This is a genomic window from Sphingomonas sp. (assembly GCF_017745215.1).
Taxonomy (GTDB): domain Bacteria; phylum Pseudomonadota; class Alphaproteobacteria; order Sphingomonadales; family Sphingomonadaceae; genus Sphingomonas.
The window spans coordinates 1-22,269 of the sequence record NZ_JAGHZV010000028.1 but is presented as its reverse complement, the minus strand read 5'-3'; the positions used below and the strand labels follow the sequence as shown (position 1 = coordinate 22,269).

Genomic DNA, 22,269 nt, shown 5'->3' with positions numbered 1-22,269 from the left:
CGGAGCCGCGGAGAAGAAGGAGAAGGAACTTCCTGCCGCGCCAGCGGCTATTCCAATCTCGGAGCCCGGCCTGCCGCTGGCGCGATAGGCAACGCGCCAGGCACATTCCGACGTCTCTGCGTCTCTGCGCACAAACCCTCCTCTCCGCGCCTTCGCGCCTTCGCGCCTTCGCGTGAACCAATCTCTCCCTATCTTCTCCGCACCTCCGCGCGAAAGCCCGCGCCCGTCAAACCCGCCGGACCGCCGCCCTGCCCTTGTGCCCCAGCATCAGCTCGGTCAGCGCCCAGACCAGCGCGTCGGCCCGGTCCGGCGAGCGCCCGGGCCCTTGGTAACCGCCGCCGGCCTGCAGCCCGCAAAGCTCGTCCTCCAGCTCAGGAAACGCCCCGACATGCCCCACGCGCCCGCCTTCGTACAGCGCCGCCACCGGCTCGGCGCGCGCGTCCTTGCCCTTGCTCGCATGCACCAGCCGGAGCGGCAGCGCCGCGTCCGCCGCCGCCAGCACGCTGCGCACCATGTCGCCGCCCTGGTTCTTCTCGGCGACCACCCGGTCCGCGCCGTGCCGCATCGCACACGCCGCCACCGCGCGCGCCCAGCGCTCGGGCGAGGCGCCGCGCACGCTCGCATCCTCGATCACATAGCCGCGCTCGTCGCGCCCCAGCCCCACCGCGACGATCCCGCAGGCATCGCCTCGGGCGCTCGCGGGCGGATCGACCCCCACCACCACGCGCACCAGTTCGGGCGCCGCCGCCACCCGGCAGCCCTCCAGCATCGCGCGCGTCCACAGCGCGCCCTCGACATCGTCGATCATCTCGCCGTCCAGCTCCTGCCTCCCGAGCCGGGTGCCGGCATAATCGCCGAACATCGCCTCGACGAAGCTGCGCGGCAGGTGCGGGTTGTCGCGCGTCTGCCCGCGCGTCTCGTGACAGTCGGGCATCGCCATCACCTTGCGCATCAGCTTGCCCGGTCGCGGCGTGGTGGTCACCACCGTGCGCGGGCGATCGCCGACGCGCAGCGTCAGCATCAGATTGTCCCAGGCCTGGATGCCGTGCTGGTCCCCCCATTTGCCCAGTTCGTCACACCAGGCGAAGTGATGCTGCGGCCCTCGCAGCTTCTCCGGCGCCGTCGCCGAATAGACGAAGGCGCGCGCGCCCGAATGGAAGCGCAGCTCGCCGCGGCTGGGCTTCCAGGTCACCGTCTCGCCGATCCGCGCGACTTCGATCAGCCCGCTGCTGCCCTCGATCATCACGCGCCGCACATCCTCGATCGTGGCGCCCACCAGCGCGATCTTGGCGCCGGGCGTCGATCGCGCCATCTCGCTCAGCCATTCGGCGCCGGCGCGCGTCTTGCCGAAGCCGCGCCCGGCGCGGATCAGCCAGATACGCCACTCGCCGCCAGGCTCGCGCTGCCCCGGCAGCGCCCATGCCCACCAGCGCTCGTCGAGCTCGCGTGCCTCCGGCCATTTGAGCGAACGAATTGCCTTGGCGCGATCTTCAGGGCTCAGCGCCAGCAGTCGCTCGATCACGTCCGGCCCGGCCGGCTTGGCTTTCCCGGCCCTGCGCTCGCCGGAGCCGCTCATTCGCCCGGCTCCGCATTGCCCTGCTCGGCCTCGTCCCGCCCCGCCTTGCCCTGCTCCAACTTGCCCTGCTCCACCTTGCCCTGCCCCGCCTCGCCCAACTTTGCCCCACGATGCCGCGCCATCGCGTCGAGCTTCGCCAGGATCGCCCGATCGGTGTCCTCGCGCGTCGCCTTGCGCATCTCGGGTCCGCCGCCGCGCACCCGCCCGTTCATGGCATTGCGGTGCTGGGTCAGCATGCGCATCGCCAGGTCGGTGTCGATCTTGCCGTGCGCGCCATTGTCGATCGTGCGCGACTCGTCGCCCGACAGCGCGATTCCAACCAACTTGGTTTCCAGCACTTCGTAGCCGCACTCGAGCGCGCGATGCCATTCCTCGGCGAAAGCGGGATCCTTGCGCTTCTTTTCATAGACGTTCTGCGACTTGATTCCGGCCGCTTCCGCCGAAGCCATGATATTGCAGGTCTCGGCCAGGGTATTGAAGAAGATTTCGCGCATCTGGTTCGTCCAGCGCACGCGCTTCCACCCCGTCACCACCTTGCGGGTCCCCATCCGCGCCTCCATCCCAAAAGCGAAGGGGCCGCAAGCGCGTGCGCCTCGGCCCCTTCGCAGTCCCCCGTCAGGCCGGAGCGAGTGCCCGACTCGCAATTCTCCAGCCTGTCCTATGTGTGCCAGATCAGCGTGACGATGTCAAGCAGATTATTCCTATATGGTTATTCCAACGGCCCTCTCCATGAGGTCGGTCGGCCATGCGGCATTGCCTTTGCGCCCGCCGCGGCTAGGCTGGCGCGAAACACGCCTCGGGAGGGGGTCCTGATGTCCGTCGTCCGCCGTGCCGGTCTCGCGCTCGCCGCCGCGCTCCTCGCCACGCCTGCTGCCGCCGCCCCGCCGCCGCGCTATTCGGTCACGGTCACGCGCACGGCCGAGGGCGTCGTCCATCTCGATGCGCGCGACATGGGCTCGCTCGGCTATGGCTCGGGCTACACCGCGGCGGAGGACAATGGCTGCATCGTCGCCGACACGCTCGTCACGGTGCGCGGCGAGCGCTCGAGATACTTCGGCGCCAAGGCGAAGGTGACCGTCGGGTTCAACGACATCGCCGATCTCGAGAGCGACTTCTTCCACCGCGCGATCGGCGAACTGCCCGAGCTCGAGAGAGCGTTTCGCGCAACCTCGCGCGACAATCGCCTGCTGCTCGACGGCTTCGTCGCGGGGTACAACCGCTATCTGCGCGACCATCCGGAGGGGTTCGCCGCCGAGTGCCGCGGCGCGGCCTGGCTCGCGCCGATGACGCACCAGGACATGCTGTTGCTGGTCAACGCCGCGATGGTCCAGGGCAGCGCCTCGCGCTACGCGCGCTTCATCGCCAATGCCGCGCCGCCCGCCGCGCCCGCCGCGGCGGCGCTGCTCGACCTCCCCGCCCCCGCGCCGCTCGCGCGCGAGGGCCTGGGCAGCAACGGCTGGGCCTTCGGCGCCGAAGCCACCGCCACCGGCCGCGGCATCCTCGTCGGGAATCCGCATTTCCCCTGGGCCGGCAACAACCGCTTCCGCCGGCTCCACATGCGGGTGGAAGGCAAGCTCGACGTGATGGGCGCGGGACTGGTGACGTCGCCGTTCATCGCGATCGGCTTCAACAAGGACGTCGCCTGGACGCACACCGTCACCACCTCGCAGCACATGACGCTCGAGCAGCTCGCGCTCGATCCGGCCGATCCCACCGTCTATGTCGTCGACGGCCGGCGCGAGACGATGAAGGCGCGGGTGGTCACCGTCGCGGTCAAGGACGCGGCGCCGGTCGCGCGCACGCTCTATGCGACGCGCTACGGCGTGATGATCGCGATCCCCGCCTCGGGGCTCGGCTGGGGCCCGGCGACGGCCTATTCGATCCGCGACGCCAACCAGGCCAATTTCCGCTCGGGCGACGCCTGGCTCGCCATCGCCCGCGCCCACACCGCCCCCGCCGTCCGCGACGCCGCCGCCCGCACGTTGGGAATCCCCTACGTCAACACGATCGCAGCCGATCGTTACGGTTCCGTAATGTATTCCGACATCAGCGCGGTCCCCGACATCTCGGCGGAGAAGCTTGCCGAGTGCGGCACCGGCCAAGGCAGCAAGCCCGACTCGGAGGATGCGTCGATCTTCCTTCTCGACGGCGCGCGCTCCGCCTGCGACTGGACCGTCGACCGCGCCTCGCCCGTCCCCGGCCTGATGCCGCTCAAGGACCTCCCCGTCGCTCTCCGCCGCGACTGGGTCGCCAACTCGAATGACAGCTACTGGTTGGCGAACTCCAACAGCCCCCTCTCCCAGCTCGCGCCGATTCTCGGCCCCTGGGGCACGCGCCAGAGCCTCCGCACGCGCTCGGGCATTGCCGTCATCTCGGCCGCGCTGGCCGCCGGCAAGCTCGACATGGACCGCGTCCGCGCGCTCGTCCTCGAAAATCGCGTCGAGGCGGCCCGCCTCGTGCTCGACGACTTGCTCAAGCTCTGTCCCCAGCGCGAAACGCTCGCCCCAGCCTGCACCGCGCTCGCCGCCTGGGACCGTCATGCCGACAACGACAGCAAGGGCGCGCTGCTGTTCTTCAGCTTCTGGCGCCGTGCGGCCGCGATCAAGGATTTCTGGGCGATCCCCTTCGACCCCGCCAGCCCGGCCACTACGCCCTCGGGGCTGAACCTCGCCGCCGCGCCCGCGATCCTCGACGCCCTCCAGGGCGCCGTCGCCGAGCTCGGCCAGTTCAACGTCCCGCTCGATGCCCCGCTTGGCCAGGTTCAGGTCGCCCCGCGCGGCAACGAGCGGATCCCGATCCATGGCGGCCCCAGTGCCGCCGGCGTACTCAACGCGATGCATGCGCTGCCCACCGCGCAGGGCCTCGTCCCCTTCCACGGCACCAGCTACGTCCAGCTCGTCACCTTCGACGACAAGGGCCCCGTGGCGGACTCGCTGCTCAGCTATTCGCAGTCCTCGAACCCCGACTCGCCCTGGTTCGCCGACGGCACGCGCGCCTATTCGGCCAAGCGCTGGCTGCGCCTGCCCTTCACGCCTGCCGAGATCGCCGCGCAGCGCGTCGGCCAGCCGCTGGCGCTCAGCGAATAGTCGGCTTCAGGCCGGAAGCAGCCCGACCGCGAAGGAGAGCGTCGCAAGCAGTCCCAGCAGGGTCCGCACCAGATGGAGCTGGCCCCACCGGACGAGCAGTGCGCGCGTCTCGGGTCCTGCGGCGTCCGGCGCAGTGGCTTCGAGCCGCTGGTTGGTCTTCCAGATCACCGCGAAGGTGTAGACGATGACGGACAGCATCAGCACGCCGCCGCCGAGCCAGGGCCACATGCTCCGCCAGCGCGCCCAGGCGGCGATACCCGCGGCCGCGCTCGCCAGCGCGAGGCTCGCCTGGAGCATCGCGGCACGGTCGTAGCTCGGCTTCCACTGGGCGAGCGCGGCGCGGTCGTCGAGCTTCATTCGGGCGGGGTGCTCGGCCCAGCTGACGTAGAGCGAAGCGCCGGTGAACAGCGCGGCGGTGATCAGTCCGAGAAGCGCGAGCATGAGGCCAGCCTACAGCCCGAGGCGCTTGAGCACCAGCGGGCGCTGCAAGTCGCGCAGCGCGTCCTTGCCGACCCAGCGCTTCGCCGGGCCGGCCGACGCCGCCATCCGCCCGGCGACCGCGACGCATTCGGCATGGAGCCCGGCGCGCTTGCCGCCGATCGCGCGCAGGGCCCAGCTCACGCCCTTCCTGACGAAGTTGCGGTTGTCGTCCGCCGCCTCGATTAGCGGCAGCAGCGCGCGGAGCTCGGCGTCGGGGAGCGTCCTGACGTGCAGCGCGACGCTCGCGAGCAGCGCGAAGGCGGCGCGGCGGACGAACTCGCGCTCGTCGGCCGCCCATTGCCGCACCTTGGCGAGCGCGTGCGGCGTGCGGTCGAACAAGTCGAAGCACGCCGTGTCGCAGGTCGCCCAATTGTCGAAGTCGCCGGCCCAGGCGTCCATCAGCTCGGGCGTCACCTGGCGGGGATCGGCAACGAAGCAGGCGAGCAGCCGCGTCTCGTACCAGCCCGCGTCCCACAGTTGCAGCGCCAGCGCGTGGTCGCGCCCCGCCGCCCTGGCGACCGCGCGGATGTCGTCGACGCGCATGCCCATCGCCGGCTGCGCGGTGACTATGCCGAAGCGTGCCATGCTCTCGGGGCCGCCCCGCCGGGCCCGGCGTCTGAGCGCCTCGACCGCTTCGTCGAGCGTCAGGCGGGCACGTCCACGACCGCCGCGGGATCGACCGCGCGCCTGTAGCCGAAGTCGGTCTTCACCGTCGCGCCGCCCTTGGCGACCGACTCGAGGATCGCTTCCATCAGCCGCACGTCCTGCAGGCCTTCCTCGCCCGGCGAGACCATCGGCGCCTTGCCGCGGATCACGTCGGCCATCCAGTCCATCTCGCGCGCGAACTGGTCGGTGTCGGCGATCTTCACCGTCCCCTGGTCGGGGTGGCTGAAGATGTCGAGCTGGTTGCCGCCGTAATAAGCCCCTGGATCGCCGCGCAGCCGCGCCTGTTCGCAGAAGACGTCGAACTTCATGCACCCGGCGTAGGAGAAGCTCGTCGACCCGTGCGCGAGCGCGCCAGAGGGGAATTTGAACTGCCAGGAGATGAGGTCCTCGACGTCCTTGAAGCGCGGATCCTTATGGTCGGTGTTCGCCCAGGCGCGGACTTCGGTGGGCTCCTCGTTCAGCAGGTAGCGCGTGCCGTTGATCCCGTAGATCCCCATGTCGGTAAGCGCGCCGCCGCCCGACATCTTCATGTCGAGCCGCCACACGTCCGACGGATCGTCGAGCGTGGATTGCCGGCCCATCTCGGTGACGACGAGGCGCGGCTTGCCGTAGCGGCCCGAGCGGATACGGCGCATCGCTTCGAGGTTGTGCGGCTCGTAATGGCAGCGATAGGCGATCATCAGGTGGCGCTTGGCGGCCTTGGCGGCGGCGATCATCTTCTCGCAATCGGCGGCGCTGGTCGCCATCGGCTTCTCGCACAGCACGTGCTTGCCGGCCTTCAGGGCGCGGATCGTGTATTCCGCATGCATGTTGTTGGGCAGCACGATGTAGACCACGTCGATCCGCGGGTCGTTCACGATCCTGTCGTAGGTCTCGTAGCTGTAGATCGCGTCCGCGCTCAACCCTTCGCTCGCCGCCCATTTGGCCGCCTTGTCGGCATGGCCCGAGACGAGTGCGGCGAGCTTCGCGCCCTTGCACTTGCGCAGGCCCGGGATGAGCTGGCCCTGGCTGAGCTTGCCGATCCCGACGATCGCGAAGCCCAGCTTGTCGCCGTCGGGCAGCTCGGGCCCCCAGCCGGCGGCAGCGGCTTCGGGGGCGATCGCGGCGGCGGCGGACGCGCCGAGCCCGAGCTCGATGACGCCGCGGCGAGACAGGTTCGGCATGGCAGGCTCCCTCTCCTTCGGGCGCGGCCATGTCGCCGCTGCCCGAGTCCGGGGAGGATGCTAGCAGTTTGTGGTAGCGATACCAGAGTGCCGCAACGGCTTGTCGCGAGTCCGCCGGGACCGCAGGATGCACATATGGGGGCTGCGACCGCTCCCCCTCGATATGGGAGAGTCGAATGAGACCATGGGCTTTATGCGCGGCAATCCTTCTTTGCGGATGCGGTCCGTCGACGCTCGATCTGAGCAGCTCGAGCGCCGAGGCCATCCTGAAGAACGGCGGTGGCCTGACGGTATCAGCGAAGGATTTCAGCTCTTCGACGCTCGAAAGCATGGCGACGGCCGCGGCGGAAGGCGGCGCGATGCTCCGGGTGGTGGACGCGAACGAACTCTCTTCCAGCTCCATGGAAAGCATCGCCGCCAAGGCGCCGGGGCACGTGACCTTCGAATAGCCGCCCACTCGGACGGCTCGCGCCTCACGCCGCGCTCTGGTCGATCCCCAGTTCGCCGAGCTTGCGGTAGAGCGTCGAGCGGCCGATGCCGAGGCGGCGGGCGACTTCGGTCATCCGGCCGCGGTAATGGCCGATCGCGAGGCGGATGACGTCCGCTTCGATCTCGTCGAGCGCGCGCATGTTGCCGTCGGGGCGGAACAAGGTGATGCCCGCATGGCCGGTCGCGACTGTCCCCGGCGCGCCGCCGGCGGGACGGCCCGCGGCGAGCTGGGCGATCTGCGGGAAGTCGGCGCGAGTCAGCGCGTCGCTCTCGCAGAGCACCGCGGCGCGGAACAGCGCGTTCTGGAGCTGGCGGACGTTGCCCGGCCAGTCGTAGCTGCCGAGCAGCGCCAGCGCATCGTCGGTCACGCCGAGCGGGCGCAGCCCGGGCTGTTCGGCGATGCGGCCGAGCAAATGGCGGGCCAGCGCCGGGATGTCGCCGCCGCGCTCGCGCAGCGGCGGGATCGTCACCTGGACGACGTTGAGGCGGTAGTAGAGGTCCTCGCGGAACCGCCCGGCCTCGACTTCGGCGAGCAGCGTCTTGTTGGTCGCCGCGATCACGCGGACGTCGACTTCGCGGACGTGGCGCGCGCCGATCGGCTGGATCTCGCCCGACTGGAGCACGCGCAGCAGCTTGACCTGCGCCTCGAGCGGCATCTCGCCGACTTCGTCGAGGAACAAAGTGCCGCCGTCGGCATCCTGGAACTTGCCGATCTTGCGCTCGAACGCGCCGGTGAAGGCGCCCTTCTCATGCCCGAACAGCTCGGATTCGACGAGGTTCGCGGGGATCGCGCCGCAATTGACGCGGATCATCTCCTTCTTGGCGCGTGGGCTCGCGGCATGGATCGCTTCGGCGACCACTTCCTTGCCGACCCCGCTCTCGCCCTCGATCAGCACCGCGACGCGTGCGCGCGCCGCCTTGGCCGCGATCGCCAGCGCCGCGCGGAACTGCGGCGCCGAGCCCACGATCTCGTCGAAGGCGAGCTGGGCGGAAAGCTTCTCGGTGAGCGGGCGGAGCTCGCCCGCGGTCTTGCCGCCGACCGCGGCCTCGAGCGCGGCGAGCAGCCGCTCCGAAGCGATCGGCTTGACCAGGAAGTCGGTGGCGCCGGCGCGCATCGCGCTCACTGCCGCGGCGACCGAGCCGTTGGCGGTGAGGATCAGCACCGGCAGCTGCGGGCGGCGCGAGCGGATCTCGGCGATGAGCGCTGCGGCGTCCATCTCCGGGCTCGAATGATCGAGCACCGCGGCGTCGAGCGCCATGCCGTCGGGCGTGCCGAGAGTCGCGATCGCGGTCTCCGGATCGCTCGCGAAGATCGTGCGCCATCCGCGGCGTGCAGCGATCGCGGCGACGAGACGGCGCTGTGCCGGTTCGTCGTCGATCAGCATCAGGAGGCGCTGGCCGTTGCGCGTCATCCAAGTGTCCCCAATGTCCCGTTTCCGGTCGCCACTCTTAGAACGGAAGGGTAAAGGTCGATTTAAGCGTGCAGACCTTGCTGGGAGCTTGAGGGCCGGGACGCCCGAAGCTACACAGGCTCGCAAAAGTGTTTGAGGGGAGACACGAATGGCTGACGCTTCGGACACCGGCACGCAGGGCGCCGACTACAAGGCGCATGAGCAAAGCTGGAATGGATTCAAGGCGATGATGACCTGGGGGACGCTCGGCGCGTTCCTGGTGGGGGCCATTGTCGTCCTGCTGATCGCACCCAAGTGAAGCTCGCCGTCCTGAAGGAAACCGCCGCCGGCGAGCGGCGTGTTTCCGCGACGCCGGAGACCGTGAAAAAATTCGTTGCGCTCGGCGCGAGCGTCTCGGTCGAATCGGGCGCCGGCGAGTCGGCGAGCATCGCGGACGACGCCTTCGCCCAGGCCGGCGCCACCGTCGGCAGCCGCGCGGACGCGCTCAGGGACGCCGATATCGTGCTCGGCGTGCAGGGCCCCGACCCCGACGGCCTCGCCGGCGTGAAGCCCGGCGCCTGGATCGTCGCGGGGCTCAATCCCTTCGGGGAACGCGCGCGCGTCGACCGCTATGCCGCGGCGGGGCTCGAGGCGTTGGCGATGGAGTTCATGCCGCGCATCACGCGCGCGCAATCGATGGACATCCTATCCTCGCAGTCGAACCTCTCGGGCTACAAGGCCGTGCTCGACGCTGCGGCCGAATATGGCCGCGCCTTCCCGATGATGATGACCGCGGCGGGCACCGTCTCGGCCGCCAAGGTGTTCGTGATGGGCGTCGGCGTCGCCGGGCTCCAGGCGATCGCGACGGCGCGGCGCCTCGGCGCGCAGGTCTCGGCGACCGACGTGCGCTCGGCGACCAGGGAGCAGATCCAGTCGCTCGGCGCCAAGCCGATCTTCGTCGAGAATGTCGCCGGCATCGAAGGCGAAGGCTCGGGCGGCTACGCCACCGAGATGAGCGAGGAGTATCAGAAGGCGCAGGCCGAACTGGTCTCGTCGCACATCGCCAAGCAGGACATCGTCATCACCACTGCGCTGATCCCGGGCCGCCCGGCGCCGCGCCTGATCAGCGACGCGCAGATCGCGACGATGCGCGCCGGCAGCGTGATCGTCGACCTCGCGGTCGAGCAGGGCGGCAACGTCGAGGGCGCAGTCGCCGGCGAGATCGTCGAGAAGCACGGCGTGAAGATCGTCGGGCACCGCAACGTGCCGTCGCGCCTCGCCGCGGACAGCTCGGCGCTATTCGCGCGCAACCTGTTCAACTTCCTCTCCGCCTTCTGGGACAAGGAGAAGGGCGCGCCGGTGCTCGACGAGGAGATCGGCGACGCGATCCGGCTGACCAGGGACGGCAAGGTCGTCAACGCGAGGCTGCTCGGGTGAAGGCGCTGGCGCTCCTTGCAGCGCTCGCCGTCGCCACGCCTGCGGCTGCCAAGGATACGTACCAGGCGAGCTGGCTGATCAGCCCGGTCGAGCCGGCGCCGGGCTCGACGGTGACGATCCGCCCCGGCGACGTGATCACCCAGGCGCGGCTGGTGCCGGCGGGCGGGCTCGTGGCGCTGCAGGAGGATGCGGTGGGCGTCGACGGTGCGGCGGTGGGCATGGCGGGCACGCAGATGATGCGGTTGCGCGCGAGCGTCGGTGCGGCGTGCACCTTCGCCTTTCCGGTCGACACCGGGCTCAAGGTCCTGCTGTTCCGCGGCCAGCGCTTCACCTGCATGGTCGATGCCGATGCGGACGGCCGATTCGAATCGGCGTTCCAGCTGAGCAGCTCGACCATCGGCATCCCGCCGGCGTTCGGCGCGATCCCGAGCAAGCGCGTCGCGATCAGGCCGGTCCGCTACGCCGAGCTGCCGCTGTCGGAAGCGACGGCGCTGCCGCGGCTGCTGTTCAAATATTCGCACCAGGACAAGATCACCGGCTACGCCTATCTCGGCATCTGCATCGGCAATTCGACCACGAAGCGGGAGCCGTGCTTCGACGGCTATTTCGGCGTGCGCGGCGACAAGCTGCCCAAGCCGATCAGCGTCGCGGGGAATGTCGTCGAGGCCGTCGCCAAGGATGGCGCCGCGGTCACGCTGGTGGTCAGGCACGGGTTCGATCCGATGCCCTTCGTGGGCGAGGAGCGGACCGCATGGCGGTTCTATTGAGCGCGCGCGCGTGCCTCCTGCTCGCGGCGGCGACGCTCGCCGCGACGCCGGCGGCGGCGGAGCGGATCACGACCTATTGGCAGCTCGAGCCGACGATGCCGGTCGGCGCGCAGAACGCCGCCTTCGGCAAGCCGCTGTTCGCGCAGCGCATGCTGCCGGTGAAGCTGGTGAAGCTCACCGAAGCGGCGACGCCGGCCGGGAGCACGACCGCGACGCCGGCGGGCACGCTGCTCTATCTGGTGGTCAACGCGAGCGGCAAGCGCGGCTGGTGCACGATCAAGGACCGGTCGGCGGGCAACCAGGCCAAGTCGCTGTTCATTCCGGTGCTCGACCAGCGTCCCTGCTTCGCCGACACCGATGGCGACGGCAGGCTCGACGCGAGCTTCGGCGTGTTCGACGCCTATACCACGCTCTCGCCGCCGCAGACGCGCGGCAGCATCGACGCGGCGAAGCCGATGGCGGTACAGGCGGGCTATGAGGCGGTCGACGTCCATCAATTCCCGGTCGAGATGACGGTCCGCTACGAGCTTCGCCCCGGCAGCGCCCCGGCAAAGACGCGGCTGCGCGTCACGGTCGAACGGCCCGGGCACAGCGACTGGGTCGACGTGCGCGGGATGGCCGACGGCGAAGGCGGGCTGCTCGCCGCGCTGGGCACGGTGGTGAAGGTCAAGTCGGTGACCGCGGCGGATGCGCAAGTCGAGCTGATCGTCCCGCCGGCGATCTACATCTATGCGATGAACGACGGCACCGTCTCGGTGCCCGAATTGCCTGCGGGCGTGCTGCCGTGAACCGCGGAGCGCTCTCGGCTCTGGCCTTGATGCTCGCGTTCCTCGCGCCGGCGCTGCCGGCGCGCGCGGATCTCCGGCACACCGCCACCTGGGTCGTGTCCGGCGAGGAAAATGTCGGGCAGACGATCACGCGAAAGCGCGGGGAGCTGGCCCTTTTCGCCCGCATCGTCCCCAAGTCGCTGTTCCGGCTGCGCGAGGATGTCTTCCTTACCCGCAAGGACAAACCCTATGTCGAGATCCCCAAAGGCACGTTGATGACGCATGTCGACGGGCGTGACGACATGGCCTGCGAGATCCTGCGGCGAGGCGGCAGTGCCTTCGATTGTCTCTCGGACACGGACCACGATGGGCGATTCGAGACCTTTTTCGCCACCCAGGTCTTCAACGAGATCTTCCTCGGGTCGATCGGTGACGATGGCCACTTCCGGTCGCTGCCGGATCCGGCGACGCTCGACGCGGTCGAGAGCGGCGAAGCGCCCGTGGTCAAGCTCGGCATCCTCAACGAAGGCAGTTCGAAGCTGGAGTTCCGTTACCGGATTTGCGCGCTGATCGCTCGCGACAAGATCGTTTTCGGAAGCGACACCACATCGGTCTCGTGCCTCGCGGATCGGCGGGTCGCATCGCTCGCTTCGATGCCGATCGCGATCAACGCCTATGGGTCGGATATCAGGGTGGTGGAGGTGACGTCGAAGCTGGCGACGATGCAGGTCGGGCACACACGGAGCGGCGGCGAATTCAGGACGTCTTGGTCAATGTAGTCTGGATCTAGGGAACGGCGAAAAACATGGACTTCATCTCGATCCTCTCGATCTTCGTGCTGGCGGTGTTCGTCGGCTATTACGTCGTCTGGTCGGTGACGCCGGCGCTGCACACGCCGCTGATGTCGGTGACCAACGCGGTCTCGTCGGTGATCATCGTCGGCGCGCTGATCGCCAGCGTCGCGCCGGTGATGGGCGAGCAGGGCGGGATCGCCAAATGGCTGGGCCTCGTCGCCGTGGGGATGGCGAGCGTGAACATCTTCGGCGGCTTCGCGGTGACCGCGCGGATGCTCGCCATGTACAAGAAAAAGACCAAGTGAGGGGGCAAGGACATGCATGAGGGGGCTCCCGTGAATCCGTGGGTGGCGCTGGCCTATCTGGTCGCCGGCATCTGCTTCATCCTCGCGCTGCGCGGGCTTTCGAGCCCGGCGAGCAGCCGCACGGGCAACCGCTACGGCATGATCGGCATGGTGATCGCGGTCGCCACGACGCTGATCACCCATCCGGTGCCCAACTGGACCGAGTGGCAGAACTGGATCGAAGTCGCCGCCGCGGTGGCGATCGGCGGCGGGATCGGCTTCGTCACCGCGCGGATGATCGCGATGACCGCGATGCCGCAGCTCGTCGCGGCCTTCCACAGCCTGGTCGGTATGGCCGCGGTGCTCGTCGCGGCTGCGGCGTTCCTCAACCCCGAGGCGTTCGGCATCGCCAGCCGGACCTGCGTTACGATCCTCGGTCTAACGAGGGAATTGATCTCCAAGGATTGCGAGATCAGCATCTACCCGATCAGCCGAATCGAGATGGGGCTGGGCGTCGCGATCGGCGCGATCACCTTCTCGGGATCGGTAATCGCCTTCCTTAAGTTGAACGGCAACATGAGCGGCAAGCCGATCATGCTGCCCGGCCGCCACGTCATCAACCTGGGCACGCTCGCCGCGATCCTCGGGCTGATCGGCTATTTCGTGACCGACCAGAGCCCCTGGGTGTTCTGGACCGTCACCGCGCTCAGCTTCATCATCGGCTTCCTGCTGATCATCCCGATCGGCGGCGCCGACATGCCGGTGGTCGTGTCGATGCTCAACAGCTATTCGGGATGGGCCGCGGCGGCGATGGGCTTCACGCTGCACAATACCGCGATGATCATCACCGGCGCGCTGGTCGGCTCGTCGGGCGCCATCCTCAGCTACATCATGTGCAAGGCGATGAACCGCAGCTTCATCAGCGTGATCGCCGGCGGCTTCGGCACCGACGGCGGCGGCGCGAGCGCGGGCGCGGCGATCGACCGGCCGTGGAAGCGCGGCTCGGCCGAGGACGCCGCCTTCCTGATGAGCCAGGCCGAGCAAGTGATCATCGTCCCGGGCTACGGCATGGCGGTCGCCCAGGCGCAGCATGCGCTCCGCGAGATGGCCGACAAGCTCAAGGAACATGGCGTGCGCGTGAAATACGCGATCCACCCGGTCGCAGGGCGCATGCCCGGCCATATGAACGTACTGCTCGCCGAAGCGAACGTGCCCTATGACGAGGTCTTCGAGCTCGAGGACATCAATTCGGAATTCGCCCAGACCGACGTCGCCTTCGTGATCGGCGCCAACGACGTGACCAATCCCGCGGCCAAGACCGACAAGAGCTCGCCGATCTACGGCATGCCCGTGCTCGACGTGGAAAAGGCCAAGACGGTGCTGTTCATTAAGCGCTCGATGGGCGGCGTCGGCTATGCCGGTGTGGACAACGAATTGTTTTACCGCGACAATACCATGATGCTGCTCGCGGACGCGAAGAAGATGGTCGAGGAGATCGTGAAGAGTCTGGATTAGGCCGAGGGCTTGATCCCCTCGCGATCTGGGGAAGAGCCTCGACTGATCGGTGCGGGGAGCTCGGCTTTAAGGGGGACCTGACATGACAAGCGTTGGCGATATCCTGAACGGCGGCTTCGGGCTGCTGAAGCGTCACCCCTTGGCGGTAGCGATCTGGGGGGCGATCCGGCTCGGCCTAGCGTTGCTCATCGCGGTCTCGGTGCTGCCTGCAATGCTGCTGCAGATGCACGCCGCGATGGAAGCGATGGCGTCGATGCAGCCGGGCGCGCCGAGTGGTCCGCAACTCGCGGCGCTCCGGGCGATGAACGGCGCCGGCGGTCTCTTCTGGCTGATGTGGCTGTTCGGGCTGCTCGTCGATGCGGTTCTGCTGAGCGCCGCGTTCCGCACGGTGATCCGCCCCGAGGAGGGCGGCTTCGCCTTCTTGCGCATCGGTGGCGACGAGCTGCGTCTATTCGGCATGATGGTGATCGTCCTCGTCGGCGGCGGAATTGCGCTGGGGATCTTCTTCCTTCTCGTCGCGCTGGCCGGCATGGCGCTCACCTTCGCGCTCGGCAACTCGCAGATGCTGGTCGGGCTGATGTGGTTCGTGCTGTGCCTCGCTGCGATCGGCGCGGTGATCCTAGCATCGGTGCGCCTCTCGATGGTCTATCCGCTCACCTTCATCCGCCGCCAACTAGTGTTCGACGAAGCCTGGACCCTCACGCGCGGGCGCTTTTGGACACTGTTCCTCGCCTATCTGGCCTTGGTGGCGATCTTCTTCGTCGCCAGCATCCTCATCATGATCCCGGCGAACTGGGCGATCTTCAGCGGAATGCCTGCGCCGGTGCCGAGCAACGATCCGGCTGCCGCACGCGCTGCCGGGGCTGCCGTTTTCCAGCATTTGGCCGCATCGCCGCTGACCACGCTGGCGCCTGTGGCACTGCTGGGTGCGATCCTTGGCACGGCGGCGGTTGCGCTGTTCGCCGGCGCGATGGCGACTGCCGCACTCGGCTTTCTGCGCGACTCGGGCAGGCTCCCGGAGGAGATGCTCGACGATGCGACGCGCATCGAATGATCCGGAACGGACGGGCTCGTCCGCTTCGGCGGCTTCAGTGTCTCGCGTACCTCCGAATTGGAGGAAATAGGACTCACCCATTTCGGATGCACGCGGCATCCCTGTCGGAACGAAAAACGAACCTGGGGACACCATGGCGATTTTGGAACCGCGCGCACCTGCGACCCGGCCCTTCGGCTATGACGCCGGCCCGATTTCCGCTGCCCTGATCGCCGAGCCCGGCGCGCGCGCCGATGCGGCGCGGGCGATGCTCGAGGCGGCAGGCGCAGTCACCCGCACGCTCGGCTTCGTCGATGCGAGCCGCGACGTGAGCGATCAGGGCCGGATCGATCTGATCCTGATCGACGCCGCCGAGGCCGACGAGGCGTTGCTCGACGCGGCGCTAGCCCGCGCCGACACGCTCGCCGATGAGCGGATGCTGCCGGTGGTGGCGATGCTGGCGATCGAGCAGGTGGACATCGCCGTCGCACATCTGCTCGGCCCCCGCACCCAGTTGCTGTGCAATCCGAGCGACGCCGAGATCGCCGCGGCGATCGCGCTCGCCTGTCTCCAGGCCGGCGAGCGGACCGGCGTGCGCGGCAGCGACGTCAATCCCGAGAGCGAGGCGGTGCGGCTCCAGCGACTCAACGAGGAAGTCGCGCGCATCGCCGAGGCGCTGGCGCGGCTCACTCGCGGCGAGGAGCTCGCGCGCAGCGAGAGCGTGCGCGATTCGGGCACCGGCTATCGCGGGCCCGACGATGGCGATCCGCCGGCGGTGAACGCGCAGGAAGTCCGCAACGTGATCCGCGCGCGGCGGATGCGCAGCCATTTCTTCGATTCGGCGCTGTTCGCCGATCCTGCCTGGGACATGCTGCTCGACCTGTTCGCAGCGGAGCTCGAGAACCGTCGCGTCTCGGTGTCGAGCCTCTGCATCGCCGCCGCGGTGCCGCCGACGACGGCGCTGCGCTGGATCACCACGCTCCACGCCGCGGGCCTGTTCGAGCGCCAGGCCGACCCCGCCGACCGCCGCCGCGCCTATATCGCGCTGAGCCCCAAGGGTGCGGAGGGAATGCGGAGCTTCGCCTCGGCGGTGAAGCGCCAGGGGTTGGGGCTGATCTAGCCTCGGCATCGTTCCTCGCCCCGACGGCTCGAGGTTAGGCTCTTGCCCAGCCGCCGCCGCTGCGCCATCTGGAGCGCGCGATGGGCGCTTAGCTCAGTTGGTAGAGCGCTTCGTTTACACCGAAGATGTCGGCGGTTCGAGCCCGTCAGCGCCCACCATCGCATCTCCGCTCATACCGGCCGCCCGGGTCTTCGGGTCGCGCGCCGGTTCTCCTGTCCGTCACCCCGGCCTTGTGCCGGGGCCCACCGGCGAGCGAGCATCGGGCGTATCGCGGGAACTCAGTCGGCGCGGCACCTTAGACCGCGGCACAAGGCCGAGGTTACGATGCAAACTATGGCAGCCTCAAATTCCCCTCAGTTCGCCGAGAAGGTCGGTGCCCCGTTGGCGTATTTGATCGTGACATAGGCGTTGTCGCAGACGTTGATGTTTGTCCACACCGCGTTGGAGGCGTCGGTAAAGGTCGCTTTCACGTCGTAGCGGCAGTCGCTGCTCTTCTTGTCGAAGTGGATCGTCGTGCGGCCGGTGGCCTTGATCACGCCGTCGTTTTCCTTCTTGAGCTCGGGGTCGACCTTGTTGGGCTGCCACGCATTGGCGCCGGTCGGCGAGACCTCGATGGTCTTGATTTCCTTGCCGGTGCTGTTGATCAGCATGAAATCCCAGTCGTCGGCGAGCGCGGGTGTGGCGATCACCAGCGCGGCGACGGCGAAAAGTGCCCTGTTCCGCATGCGCATTCCCCTCCTCAGTTGGCTGCGTAGATGCGCCTGTTCGCGCCGCTCGGCAAGAGGGCGGACCCCCGGATTTATGCGGATGAGGCGTGGTTTTTGCGCGACGGTCAGAGTCGGCGGATCAGCTGTGCCGCCGCGGCGATCCAGGGCGGATCGGCCACCACCTGCTGGCGCATGCCACCGCCGAGCGGGAGCAGGTGGAGCTTGCCGTCCTCGCGCCCGATCAGCCGGCCGAACAGGAAACGACCCGCCGGGCGCGGCACCAGTACGTCGCGGTTGAGCGCCCCGGCGAAGGCCTCGGGCGCCAGACGCGTGCACCAGATCTCGTCGCCCGCGCGATAATCGCCGATGCCGCCGGTGACGGTGATCGCCACCATCTCGGGCTCGGCGCGCGGCGGAGCGACGTTGGCGGCGCGGCGCGGAGCCTGGGCACCGCCGCCGTCGAGCACCGCCGCGACCGCGACTTCGGGGCGCTCGGGCAGCGTCACCAGGTCGGCGGCGTCGACGCCCAGCGCCGCAGCGATCCGGTTGAGCCAGCCGACCGAGACGGTGCGCGTGCCCGTCTCGAGCCGGCCGATCGTCTGCGCGGTGGTGGGCGGCACGCAACGCTGCGCCACTTCCTCCAGCGTCAGGCCCTTGGCACGGCGGACTTCGCGGATGGCAGTGATCATCGCTCGCCTCTATAACCTCTCTGGTAAAATCATTGTCCTACAACCATGCGCTTATGGCAAGCCCTTCGCGGTCATGAATTGCGGGAGCGAAGGCATGCGCGAGCTGGTGGAACGCGAGATCGACGAGGGCCGGCTCGGCCAGCATCTGCCGCGCGGGCGCGGCGCCCGGCGCAGCGTGATGGTCAACCTCGCCGAATCGCCGCTCGGCTGGCTACGCGCACACGGCCATGTCGACGCGCGCCAGTTCGAGGCGGGCGAGCGGCTGCGCGCCGACTATGAGACCGCGGCGCTCGGCGCGCGCGTGACGATGCGCTGGGATGCCGCACGCGCCGAGCGCCGCCGTGGCCCGGGCGCGGCGCTCGACCCCACGCTTGCCCAGATCGCCGCCAAGCGCCGCTTCGATGGCGCGATCACCGCCGCGGGGCCGGGGCTCGCGGACGTGCTGTGGCGCGTCGTCTGCGCGGGCGAGGGGTTGGGCGTGGCGGAGAAGGGACTCGGCTGGCCTGCGCGCGCAGGCAAGCTCGTGCTCGGCTTCGCGCTGGATCGCCTGGCGGATCACTATGGGCTCAAATGAACGCAGGGCGGCGAACGCGCGCGACGGGTCGTGACTTTCGTGACTTTTGGCCACCTTCAGTTGCGTTTCGCAACGGATCATGGCAGGCTCGCGCCGGTTCCAGGAGAGGAGTTACCGGCCATGATCGTCTATGGATCGACGCTTTCGCCCTACGTCCGCAAGGTGATGGCGTTCGGCGCCGAAAAGGGGCTGACACTCGAGATCAAGGCAGCGGGCATGGGCCGCGGCCCCGCCGAATTCCAGGCGGCGAGCCCGTTCGGCAAGATGCCCGGCTTCCAGGACGAGGATTTCCTCATCTCCGATTCGAGCGCGATCGTCGCCTATCTCGAGGCCAAATATCCCGATCCCTGCCTGATCCCCGCCGAACCGCGGGCGCGCGCGCGGACGATCTGGTTCGACGAACTCGCCGACACACTGATGATGGCGGCGGGCGGCGCGATCTTCGGCAACCGCTTCGTGTTCCCGCGCGTGCTCAACCGGCCATGCGACCATGCCGCGGCGACCGCCGCCGAACGCGACGCGCTGCCGCCGATCTTCGACTATCTCGAGACGCAGATCCCGGCGAGCGGCTATCTGGTCGACGACCGACTGACGCTCGCCGACATCGCCGTGGCGAGCCCAGTGGCGACGCTGGGGACGATCGGCGTGTGCATCGATCCGAACCGCTGGCCCAAGACCGCGGCCTATGTCGACGCGCTCCACGCCCGGCCGAGCTTCGCGGCGATCATCGCGCAGGACAAGGCGCTGGTCACGGCGATGGGCGGGCCGGTCGAGCCCGAGATGGCCGGCTGAACCGCTGGCAATGCGCGCCGTCCGGCCCTAGATGGCGCGCATGCAGTTCGCCTTCGTCAAATGCCATGGTTCGGGGAATGATTTCCCGCTGATCGACGCGCGCGCGATCGCGCTCGGCGACGCCGATTGGGCGGGCGTGGCGCGTGCGCTCGCCGACCGCGATGGGCCGGTGGGCGGCGATGGGCTGCTGCTGCTGACTCTGGGCGACGATCGTCACGATTTCGGCATGCGGATGTTCAATTCGGACGGCAGCGAGGCGGAGACCTGCCTCAACGGCCTGCGCTGCGTCGCGCGGCTGGGGTTCGAGCTGCTGGGTGTCGACCGGGCGCGGGTGAAGCTCAAGGCGAGCAGCGCCGACGTGTCGCGCGAGCCGCCGGTCGCGCCGGGCGTGGTGACGGTGCGGACGCGCGGGACCGCGTCGCTGTCGACCGCGGCTGTCGGGCTCGGGATCGATGCCGCGGAGGTCGTCGGCGCGGCGATCCCGGGGCTGCCGAGCGAGCGGGCGTTCACGGCGGTGGCGATGCCCAATCCGCATCTCATTGCCTTTGTCGATCGAGTCGACGAGGCCGAGTTGGTGGCGCTGGGCGAGTGGTGCGAGGCGGGGCCCGTGCTGATCCCGGGCCGCGCCAACGTCAGCTTCGTCGAGGTGCGCGGCGGCGACCTGTTCGTCCGCACCTTCGAGCGCGGCGTCGGGCTGACAGACAGCTGCGGCAGCGCCATGGCCGCCTCGGTGTTCGCCGCGGGGATGACCGGCCGCGTGCCGTTCGGCTCGGACGTCACGGTGTTCAACAAGGGCGGGCTTGTGCGCGGCCGCGCGTCCTCGCCCGCGGAGGGCGCGCTGGTCTCGATCTCGGGCAATGCGACCTTCGTCTACGATGCGACGGTAGACGTCGATGCGGCCGCCTCGCGCGCGCAGCCGCCGCTGATCCATGCGCGACGCGGCGACGAAGTCGCGGCGTGGAGCGCAGCCGTCGAGGCTTTGGGCGCCACTTTGGACTGATCCCGTTCCCGCATCATGCTGCGGTGCGGTATGAGAGGTCTCCTCTTTCGGCGGAGACTCGCATGCAGAAGCAATTCTCCTTCTCGCTCGCGCCCGAGCAGCTCTGGCAGGCGATCAATCCCTGGAGCTTCTACCAGCAGGGCGCGCAGTTCGGGCTGATCAACATCGACCTGGGCGCGACGGCCTATCCCGAGACCGAGCAGCGCATCCTCGACGAGGTCGGCAGCTATGGCCGCCAGCTCGGCCGTATCGGCGACGTGCTCGAAGTGCTGCTCGACCATGTGAGGCTCGAGGATCTGAGCCCGCAGGAAGCCGATGCGATCGCGATCCTGCGCGGCCAGCTCGCCGCGGTGCGCAAAGTCAAGGAACGCTCGCTTCCGGCCGAGGGCGCGGCCTGAACGGCTCAGCCGAACAGCCAGACCCACATCAGCCGGCCGGGCACGAAGGTGAAGATCCCCGGGATCAGCAGCGCGCCGATGTAGAGGCCGACCATATTCCGCTTGTGCGCCGCGATCCGCCCGGCGCGCGCTGCGGCGATCCCGCGCACGATCGTGATCACCGCGAGCGGCACGAACAGATGGATCCAGCTGAACGCGCCGTGGTTGATGTCGCGGATCGCCAGCGCCGAAAGCGCGGCGGTGAGCATCAGCAGGATCCAGAGCTTGCCCAGCGCCTTGTGCATCGCGGTGCCCTTGCGCGTGAGCAGCACATGGAGGCCAAGCGGGATCGCCGGCAGCGCGGCCGAGAGATGGACGATCACCGCCGCTTCCTTGAGCTGCGGGGCGGCGGGCGCCATCCCGCTCAAGCCGCGCGCGACGGCGATCGCGCTCACCGTGCCTATCGCGAGACCGCCGGCCAATATGATCGCGCGCTGGACGGGGCCGATGTCGAACGAAGCCTTGGTTGCCATATGCCTGCCTCCCGATGGATTTCCTTAGGCATGGCAGCCGCGGCCCGCCGGACAACCGCGGCTGCGCGGACGGACGGAACGGCTTCGTGGAGCGTCCGCCCCGCCATTTCGCGAAGCGCGAAGCGGCGCTAGGAGATGGCCTTGCCCTCAGGAAGGATCGGATGTTCGAATCGCGGCGGCTGGTGATCGATGTGGCGATCTCGCTCGGCATCGGCGTGCTCGCCGCCTTGCTCGGCCCGCTCGGCAGCTTCCAGGCGCCCTTCGCGATCCGGCTGCTCTACTGGCTGCCGCTCGCGCTCGCCGGCTATTTCCTCTACCGGCCCGCGGTGGTCCTCGCGATCCGCGCAGCGGAACGCCTCGACCTGCCCGAGGCGGGCGCCTGGGCTGCAGCCTGCGCGCTCGCCACCGTGCCGATGACGATCGTCGTCTGGCTGATCAACTTCCTCCCCAAGCCGCCGCCGTGGCCGACCGCGAGCCAGGCGATCGGCGCCTATGGCAATGTCCTGCTGCTCGGCGGGATCGTCTCCGCGGTGTTCTGGATCCTCCAGCGCCGCGCCGAACCCCTTGCCGAAGCAACAACGCCGGAGCCCGCTCCGACGCCAACCTCGCCCTTCCTCGACCGCCTGCCGCCGCATCTCGGCACCGCGCTGATCGCGCTCGAGATGGAGGATCACTACGTCCGCGCGTACACCGATCTCGGCTCGGCGCTCGTGCTGATGCGGATGCGCGACGCCGCAGCCGAGCTGGCGGGGATCGAGGGGATGCAGGTCCATCGCAGCTGGTGGGTCGCGCGCGCCGCAGTGACCGGCAGCCGCCGCGACGGGCGCAACCTGCGGCTCACGCTCGCCGCCGGCCTCGAAGCCCCCGTCGCCCGCGACAAGGTGGCTGAGCTCCAGGCCGCCGGCTGGCTCTAGGCTGTAGTGACGATTTAATCATTTGAGCCATAGCATGATGCTGGCGAGCTTGATGAAGCCGAGGAAGTTGGCAGCGAGTTTATCGTATCTGGTGGCGATGCGTCGCCATTGCTTG

At 69.0% G+C, this 22,269-nt stretch carries 25 protein-coding genes, 1 tRNA gene and 1 pseudogene; 17 read left to right on the top strand and 10 right to left on the bottom strand.

The genetic code is table 11. From position 1 onward, the window contains the following. Nucleotides 1-226: 226 nt before the first annotated feature. Nucleotides 227-1,576 (bottom strand): terminase family protein, encoded by a 1,350-nt coding sequence (locus J7495_RS19360; RefSeq protein WP_294058616.1) that lies wholly within the window; start codon nt 1,574-1,576, stop codon nt 227-229. Then, on the bottom strand, nt 1,573-2,124 hold the full coding sequence (locus tag J7495_RS19355; protein ID WP_294058615.1) for a hypothetical protein: 552 nt from the start codon (nt 2,122-2,124) through the stop codon (nt 1,573-1,575). Before J7495_RS19355 ends, J7495_RS19360 begins: the two co-directional genes overlap by 4 nt. Before the next feature lie 264 nt (nt 2,125-2,388). Here J7495_RS19355 and J7495_RS19350 point away from each other — a divergent pair, with 264 nt between their 5' ends. Next, on the top strand, nt 2,389-4,662 hold the full coding sequence (locus tag J7495_RS19350; protein WP_294058614.1) for a penicillin acylase family protein: 2,274 nt from the start codon (nt 2,389-2,391) through the stop codon (nt 4,660-4,662). 6 nt (nt 4,663-4,668) lie between these two features. On the opposite strand, the gene J7495_RS19345 is transcribed toward J7495_RS19350, so the two are convergent. From J7495_RS19345 to J7495_RS19335, 3 genes are read right to left on the bottom strand one after another with little or no spacing between them, the layout of a single operon-like run. Beyond that, on the bottom strand, nt 4,669-5,103 hold the full coding sequence (locus J7495_RS19345) for a DUF1772 domain-containing protein (RefSeq protein ID WP_294058613.1): 435 nt from the start codon (nt 5,101-5,103) through the stop codon (nt 4,669-4,671). A gap of 9 nt (nt 5,104-5,112) precedes the next feature. Then, a complete protein-coding gene (locus J7495_RS19340) occupies nt 5,113-5,790 on the bottom strand; it encodes a DNA alkylation repair protein (protein WP_294058626.1) in 678 nt (225 codons plus the stop codon). Beyond that, complete coding sequence (locus tag J7495_RS19335) at nt 5,787-6,971, bottom strand: Gfo/Idh/MocA family oxidoreductase (RefSeq protein ID WP_294058612.1); 1,185 nt, start codon at nt 6,969-6,971, stop codon at nt 5,787-5,789. The genes J7495_RS19340 and J7495_RS19335 overlap by 4 nt, the downstream gene beginning before the upstream one ends. A 176-nt stretch (nt 6,972-7,147) precedes the next feature. On the opposite strand from J7495_RS19335, the gene J7495_RS19330 reads away from it, so the two are divergent. Next, nucleotides 7,148-7,420, top strand: coding sequence for a hypothetical protein (locus J7495_RS19330; RefSeq protein WP_294058611.1), 273 nt, complete (start codon nt 7,148-7,150; stop codon nt 7,418-7,420). A gap of 24 nt (nt 7,421-7,444) precedes the next feature. Here the strand turns inward: J7495_RS19330 and J7495_RS19325 are convergent, their stop codons facing one another. Then, nucleotides 7,445-8,872, bottom strand: coding sequence for a sigma-54 dependent transcriptional regulator (locus J7495_RS19325; protein ID WP_294058610.1), 1,428 nt, complete (start codon nt 8,870-8,872; stop codon nt 7,445-7,447). A gap of 148 nt (nt 8,873-9,020) precedes the next feature. On the opposite strand from J7495_RS19325, the gene J7495_RS19320 reads away from it, so the two are divergent. The 10 genes from J7495_RS19320 to J7495_RS19275 all read left to right on the top strand — a co-directional run bounded on the left by J7495_RS19320 (nt 9,021) and on the right by J7495_RS19275 (nt 16,726). Continuing rightward, entirely contained in the window at nt 9,021-9,170 is a 150-nt protein-coding gene (locus J7495_RS19320) for an aa3-type cytochrome c oxidase subunit IV (protein ID WP_294058609.1), read from the top strand. Continuing rightward, a complete protein-coding gene (locus tag J7495_RS19315; protein WP_294058608.1) occupies nt 9,167-10,288 on the top strand; it encodes an NAD(P) transhydrogenase subunit alpha in 1,122 nt (373 codons plus the stop codon). The genes J7495_RS19320 and J7495_RS19315 overlap by 4 nt, the downstream gene beginning before the upstream one ends. Then, nucleotides 10,285-11,055, top strand: coding sequence for a hypothetical protein (locus tag J7495_RS19310; RefSeq protein ID WP_294058607.1), 771 nt, complete (start codon nt 10,285-10,287; stop codon nt 11,053-11,055). The genes J7495_RS19315 and J7495_RS19310 overlap by 4 nt, the downstream gene beginning before the upstream one ends. After that, nucleotides 11,040-11,843: a hypothetical protein gene (locus J7495_RS19305; RefSeq protein ID WP_294058605.1), complete on the top strand. Its 804-nt coding sequence runs from the start codon at nt 11,040-11,042 to the stop codon at nt 11,841-11,843. The genes J7495_RS19310 and J7495_RS19305 overlap by 16 nt, the downstream gene beginning before the upstream one ends. A 29-nt stretch (nt 11,844-11,872) precedes the next feature. Then, nucleotides 11,873-12,601, top strand: a complete 729-nt coding sequence (locus J7495_RS19300; RefSeq protein ID WP_294058604.1) for a hypothetical protein — start codon at nt 11,873-11,875, stop codon at nt 12,599-12,601. Between the two features lie 26 nt (nt 12,602-12,627). Beyond that, complete coding sequence (locus J7495_RS19295; RefSeq protein WP_294058602.1) at nt 12,628-12,921, top strand: proton-translocating transhydrogenase family protein; 294 nt, start codon at nt 12,628-12,630, stop codon at nt 12,919-12,921. A 12-nt stretch (nt 12,922-12,933) separates the two neighbouring features. Next, nucleotides 12,934-14,415: an NAD(P)(+) transhydrogenase (Re/Si-specific) subunit beta gene (locus tag J7495_RS19290; RefSeq protein WP_294058600.1), complete on the top strand. Its 1,482-nt coding sequence runs from the start codon at nt 12,934-12,936 to the stop codon at nt 14,413-14,415. 82 nt (nt 14,416-14,497) lie between these two features. Continuing rightward, the gene (locus tag J7495_RS19285) at nt 14,498-15,469 is read left to right on the top strand and encodes a hypothetical protein (protein WP_294058598.1); all 972 of its coding nucleotides are present in this window, start codon (nt 14,498-14,500) and stop codon (nt 15,467-15,469) included. A 133-nt stretch (nt 15,470-15,602) separates the two neighbouring features. After that, nucleotides 15,603-16,568 carry a winged helix DNA-binding protein gene (locus J7495_RS19280; protein ID WP_294058596.1) on the top strand — a complete coding sequence of 322 codons (966 nt, stop codon included), beginning with the start codon at nt 15,603-15,605 and terminating at the stop codon, nt 16,566-16,568. An 82-nt stretch (nt 16,569-16,650) separates the two neighbouring features. Continuing rightward, nucleotides 16,651-16,726, top strand: a tRNA-Val gene (locus J7495_RS19275). A 195-nt stretch (nt 16,727-16,921) separates the two neighbouring features. Here the strand turns inward: J7495_RS19275 and J7495_RS19270 are convergent. Both J7495_RS19270 and J7495_RS19265 read right to left on the bottom strand, forming a co-directional pair. Further along, complete coding sequence (locus tag J7495_RS19270) at nt 16,922-17,293, bottom strand: hypothetical protein (RefSeq protein WP_294058595.1); 372 nt, start codon at nt 17,291-17,293, stop codon at nt 16,922-16,924. A gap of 107 nt (nt 17,294-17,400) precedes the next feature. Continuing rightward, nucleotides 17,401-17,964: a helix-turn-helix transcriptional regulator gene (locus J7495_RS19265; RefSeq protein WP_294058594.1), complete on the bottom strand. Its 564-nt coding sequence runs from the start codon at nt 17,962-17,964 to the stop codon at nt 17,401-17,403. 94 nt (nt 17,965-18,058) lie between these two features. Between J7495_RS19265 and J7495_RS19260 the strand changes: the two genes are divergently transcribed. The 4 genes from J7495_RS19260 (at nt 18,059) to J7495_RS19245 (ending at nt 20,728) form a co-directional block, all read left to right on the top strand. After that, a complete protein-coding gene (locus J7495_RS19260) occupies nt 18,059-18,538 on the top strand; it encodes a DUF6456 domain-containing protein (protein WP_294058592.1) in 480 nt (159 codons plus the stop codon). Nucleotides 18,539-18,658: 120 nt separating this feature from the next. Further along, entirely contained in the window at nt 18,659-19,330 is a 672-nt protein-coding gene (locus J7495_RS19255; RefSeq protein ID WP_294058590.1) for a glutathione S-transferase family protein, read from the top strand. A 40-nt stretch (nt 19,331-19,370) separates the two neighbouring features. Continuing rightward, the gene (gene dapF, locus J7495_RS19250) at nt 19,371-20,330 is read left to right on the top strand and encodes a diaminopimelate epimerase (RefSeq protein WP_294058589.1); all 960 of its coding nucleotides are present in this window, start codon (nt 19,371-19,373) and stop codon (nt 20,328-20,330) included. A 62-nt stretch (nt 20,331-20,392) separates the two neighbouring features. Next, a complete protein-coding gene (locus J7495_RS19245) occupies nt 20,393-20,728 on the top strand; it encodes a hypothetical protein (protein ID WP_294058588.1) in 336 nt (111 codons plus the stop codon). A gap of 5 nt (nt 20,729-20,733) precedes the next feature. On the opposite strand, the gene J7495_RS19240 is transcribed toward J7495_RS19245, so the two are convergent. Continuing rightward, the gene (locus J7495_RS19240) at nt 20,734-21,240 is read right to left on the bottom strand and encodes a DUF2306 domain-containing protein (RefSeq protein ID WP_294058587.1); all 507 of its coding nucleotides are present in this window, start codon (nt 21,238-21,240) and stop codon (nt 20,734-20,736) included. Nucleotides 21,241-21,401: 161 nt separating this feature from the next. On the opposite strand from J7495_RS19240, the gene J7495_RS19235 reads away from it, so the two are divergent. Beyond that, nucleotides 21,402-22,154, top strand: a complete 753-nt coding sequence (locus tag J7495_RS19235; protein ID WP_294058586.1) for a LytTR family DNA-binding domain-containing protein — start codon at nt 21,402-21,404, stop codon at nt 22,152-22,154. A gap of 18 nt (nt 22,155-22,172) precedes the next feature. Here J7495_RS19235 and J7495_RS19230 read toward each other — a convergent pair. After that, nucleotides 22,173-22,269: pseudogene (locus J7495_RS19230) on the bottom strand (IS5/IS1182 family transposase); the annotation flags it as partial.